General features: G+C 27.0%; 2 protein-coding genes. One reads left to right on the forward strand and one right to left on the reverse strand.

The annotated features are described in order from the left end of the window. A partial coding sequence (locus AB0C84_RS45880) for a DUF418 domain-containing protein (protein ID WP_361079170.1) occupies positions 1-378 on the forward strand: 378 nt, incomplete at its 5' end. Between the two features lie 1,723 nt (positions 379-2,101). On the opposite strand, the gene mobL is transcribed toward AB0C84_RS45880, so the two are convergent. Beyond that, a partial coding sequence (gene mobL, locus AB0C84_RS45885) for a relaxase MobL (RefSeq protein WP_361079173.1) occupies positions 2,102-2,624 on the reverse strand: 523 nt, incomplete at its 5' end.

Consider the following 2,624-nt stretch of genomic DNA (forward strand, 5'->3'; position numbering starts at 1 on the left):
GTAGGCTTAAGCCAAAAATACTTTAATATCGATAAAAATTTAATATTATATTTAATAACCCCTTTACAAACTTTTATTTACTTTATTTTACTGATGTTTATTACTCAAAGTCAGAGGGTTCGACAATGGTTAAAGCCAGCTGAAAAAGTTGGCAAAACCGCATTTACCAACTTTATATTACAAATTCTATTATTAAATTTAATTATTAGAATATTCTTCAATTCTAGTTGTCCTACACCAAGTCAATCGATTTTAATATCAGTGATAACGATATTGATAATGTCTGTATTAACAATGGTATGGTTAAAATACTTTAAGCAAGGACCATTAGAAAAAATATGGCGCATGTGGACTTATAAAAATATTCAAAACAAATAATTTAGAAGAACATATTACTGATTATATAAATATGACAATTAGTAAAAGGAAGGATTGTATAATGAAAATAATACTTCTCATAGCGATAGTTTTCAAAAAGATAAATCTAAGAAAAGAATAGCTAGTCAAGAAGAGAAGTTTAATTCTACGTCAAACTGTAACTCATCTAAAAACGAAAAATAATATTAAAACATCTAAGATAAAATGTTAATGCTCTATAACGACTAGAAATATACTATTCTTTTATGTTAGTTTCCCTTAAAACATTCTTAATCTTAATAATATTACTTTCTTTGCACAACAGAAGTTTTTTACCTCATAATTTTAAATGCAGTTATACAAATTACAAATTGCGACTTTATTTTTTTAGATAAGAACATAATAACTTAAAAAGCTACACCAATTGTGGTGTAGCACAAATCTTAAAATTTGTCAGTAAGTTTCGGAGAACCTATGTAAAAAATATAATAAGAGGTGAACAACTCTTACAAACTAATTGTTAATCTGTATACAAGAATTGTCTAGTGATTTGTACTGTGTTTTAAAATTGTTCACTATTTATTAAAATAGTTGTGAAAGTCAAATAATCTAAGAGTAAATGCTTTATACTTAAAAAGCCACTCCAATTAAGGAGTGGTCATTTTTCATTAATTGTTTGGTTCACCATTGACTAAGATGCTACGTAAAAAATTAATTACTTTTTCAACAAATTTTACAAAGTCGCTCATAACTTTCACCTCTAATTGTTTGGATTGAACAGCATCATTATAAGACTTTTGACTAAATGTAGCACTATAAACCACGATTAGCTAAGTATAAATGACAATCATGAAGATGATTAACACATAGAGAAGAACATTTGGGGAAGATAATCATCTCTATAACTAAATTATTAATCAATCTTTCTTGATTGTCTATCATATTGAATTGATTTCAAAGAAATTTCATGTCTTATTCACAGTAATTTAACATACATTAACTCTAATTATTTAATATGGCTCATCACTTTTACTAGGATTGATGAATATTCTGTTGTCTCCTAATCTGATAGAAGGCACAATATGATTCTATCTACATTTCTTTTCTGACTAATCTTATTTTAAACAGCAGGTTAACACTTGTTTTTTCAGATTCATTCATGATACTTTGGCTTCATCTCCATAAACTAATCCTCTAGCGGGGTATCATCGTCAGATGGTTCGACAATGGTTAAAAACAGCTGAAAAAGTTGGCAAAACCGCATTTACTAACTTTATATTATTAAATTTAATTATCAAAATTTTTTTCAATTCTAGTTATCCTACATCAAGTTAATCGATTTTAATATCAGTGATAACGATATTAATAATGTCTGCATTAACAAAAGTATGGTTAAAATGCTTTAAACAAGGCTCATTAGAAGAAATATGGTACATGTAGACTTATAAAAATATTCAAAATAAATAATTCATCATATAGAAAACCATATTTTTAAATTTATATTTATACTTCAAAATAGAGACATGATAATTAGAGACACTATTTATTACAAATAACAACACGTTGTTCAGTAAATGTATTTTAATTACACCCTTTCATTAATGAAAATCTGTACTCTTCGCGAAACTTGGTATCGCATTAAAAACAGCTTTATATGTATTAAAATATCTCTAGCTTTTATCTATTATGTTTGAAATAGTGACATTAAAAGTAAGATTTTTTTATTGTTTGGTATACTTATTACTTACTTACTTATTCTTTTCATTTTTTTCAATTTCTTCATCTTAATGTTTAAAGAAACCGTCCAATCTTTACATTCACGAGAAAGATTGAATCTTACCTCTTTTCTCATTTCTTTTTTTAACTGATGAATTTCTTTCATTAAATTAATATCTTTATAAAGAGAATTAGCAAAAGTACTTTTCATATTTCTAATTGTTTTAGAAGTTCTTTTACCTTTATATTGTCCTTTGAATTTTCCTTCTTTTATAGTTGTTCGTGTGTTTTTTTCTTCGGAAGTAGCTATATGGATATGAATATTGTCAGTGTCATAATGAATATTCGCGCACCAAAATGTATGATTTTTATCCATTTTATTATCTTTAATCATTTGATTAATCATTCGACGAGTGGCTTTTTTTATTTTTGGTTCGTCTAATTTATCTAATGATTCATTAAATAAATGATTATCTTTAAGAAATTGACTCCTTGCCGCTGCGCCGTCCCGTCGTGGTGAGCAGGAGGGTGACGGTGCCCTGCCAGTCGTG

The organism is Actinomadura sp. NPDC048955 (assembly GCF_040649435.1).
Lineage (GTDB): Bacteria > Actinomycetota > Actinomycetes > Streptosporangiales > Streptosporangiaceae > Spirillospora > Spirillospora luteofluorescens.